This is a genomic window from Komagataeibacter europaeus LMG 18890, assembly GCF_000285295.1.
Taxonomy (GTDB): Bacteria; Pseudomonadota; Alphaproteobacteria; order Acetobacterales; family Acetobacteraceae; genus Komagataeibacter; species Komagataeibacter europaeus.
In genome coordinates this window covers 1-1813 of record NZ_CADP01000259.1, presented here as the reverse complement: position 1 = coordinate 1813, position 1813 = coordinate 1, and the positions used below count along the sequence as shown (strand labels likewise).

The 1813-nt window shown below is 56.9% G+C and carries 1 protein-coding gene and 2 pseudogenes; 2 read left to right on the top strand and 1 reads right to left on the bottom strand.

The genetic code is table 11. The features are described from left to right. Nucleotides 1-359, top strand: a 359-nt coding sequence (locus GEU01_RS21420) for an IS5/IS1182 family transposase (protein ID WP_019086314.1), incomplete at its 5' end; no start/stop codon positions are given. A gap of 7 nt (nucleotides 360-366) precedes the next feature. Here GEU01_RS21420 and GEU01_RS23775 read toward each other — a convergent pair. Then, nucleotides 367-933 (bottom strand): annotated as a pseudogene (locus GEU01_RS23775) (IS701-like element IS1452 family transposase); the annotation flags it as partial. 84 nt (nucleotides 934-1017) lie between these two features. On the opposite strand from GEU01_RS23775, the pseudogene GEU01_RS27685 reads away from it, so the two are divergent. Beyond that, nucleotides 1018-1813: pseudogene (locus GEU01_RS27685) on the top strand (IS5 family transposase); the annotation flags it as partial.

Sequence of the window (1813 nt, the reverse complement as noted above, 5' to 3'; positions counted from 1 at the left end):
ACGGAAAAGCCATTGGTTTCGCTCTGGCACCCGGACAGGCCCATGAACTGCCACTGGCGCCAGCCATGCTCGACGATCTCCCCTCTGTTCCCCTGTGGGTCGTGGCGGACAAAGGCTACGCGTCAGACGCCTTTCGTGAACGGATATGGGACATGGGAGCCCGACCGGCCATTCCCGCGAAACGACGCGATGCGCCGGTCGCCTGTCCCAAATGGGCCTATCGATGCCGACATCTTGTGGAGAACCTCTGGGCTCGTCTCAAGGAATGGCGCGCTGTCGCAACCAGATACGAAAAAACAGCAACCTCGTTCCTCGCGGTCATCCACATCGCTGCCGCCGCAGACTGGATCAAGTGCTAACAGGCCCTAACGCCGGTTTGGTTGCAAACACCACGTCATCGGGAACGTGGGCCCGCTTCAGACGCTCAGGCTTTGATGTCCAGTCTTTCGGGAGATACAGGGCGCGGTCAATAAAGGCATGCCCCCGTTCCGAAACATAAGCGCCAAACACACCAATCTGGCAGTTCGTGATCTTGCCGGCAGATCCCGTATACTGCCGCCCCACACCGCAGGACGCCTGACCCTTCTTCAGAAAACCGGTCTCATCAATGACCAGCACGCCCTCTTCAGTGCCCAGATGCTCAATCACATAATCCCTGACGACGTCACGAAGGGCATCGGCATCCCAGTGCCCGCGTCCCAGAAGCGCCTGCTGCCGCCATGGACCAGGATCTCCTGCGGCTTCCGCTCGCATCCATCCCGTCTTGCGTGGTTCATTGCCAATCAAAACATCAAGAAAAGCACAGGCCGAATCTACGACACGTTTTTGCGTGAACAGCGGCGCCATCCGATCCTTGGCGGACCGAAGCGAGCGCGCCCATAATTCCAGCGTCTCTTCAACAGACGTACCGCCACTCATCATATCCTGAATCATGGTTACCCATAGATTCAGAACTCAACACAAAATGCAACTGTAGTGCTAGGTTTCGTGGACAAAGGTTGACAGTAACGTCCATGATTGATTCAAAGCTGCCTTTTGGAGGCGTTGTTGGGCGAGCGAATTGGGCTTTCGGACGAGGAATGGGCCATCATCGGGGCGCTGCTTCCGCCTGAGAGGGGTCGTGGCTGCCGTCCTGCGCAAGACAATCGTCTGTATTTCGAAGGCATGATGTGGATTGCCCGAACCGGATCGCAGTGGCGCCACCTGCCTGATGATTATGGCAAGTGGAACAGCGTGTTCCGACGCTACCGACGATGGGTGACGACAGGCGTGTTCGATGCGATGCTCGAAACCTTGGCTGAAATGGTCGAGCGGGATACCACTGCCGACATGATCGACAGCACGGTGGTCCGGGCACATCATTGTGCTATCGGTATAAAAAAGGGACACAGGAAACCGAGGCGCTTGGCCGATCGCGCGGTGGTTTCACCACCAAACTGCACGCCCGATGCGACGCCAGGGGACGCCCTCTCGGTTTTGTCCTGACGCCGGGACAGACCCACGATATTCAGGGTTTCGGCCCGCTGTTCCGCATGATCGCTGACAAGATCGAGGCGTTACTGGCAGACAAAGGTTACGATGCCGACCTCATTCGCGAGGAACTTGCCAAGGCCGAAATCGAAGCCGTCATCCCGAGCAAAAGCAACCGTCGCAATCCTGTACCTCATGATAAAACCAAATATCGCTGGCGCAATCTCGTCGAGCGCCTGTTCAACAAACTCAAGAACTGGCGACGCGTTGCCACCCGATATGACAAAACCAAGGAATCATATCTTGGCTTCGTCAGTCTCGTGTCAGCACTCCAGTGGATACC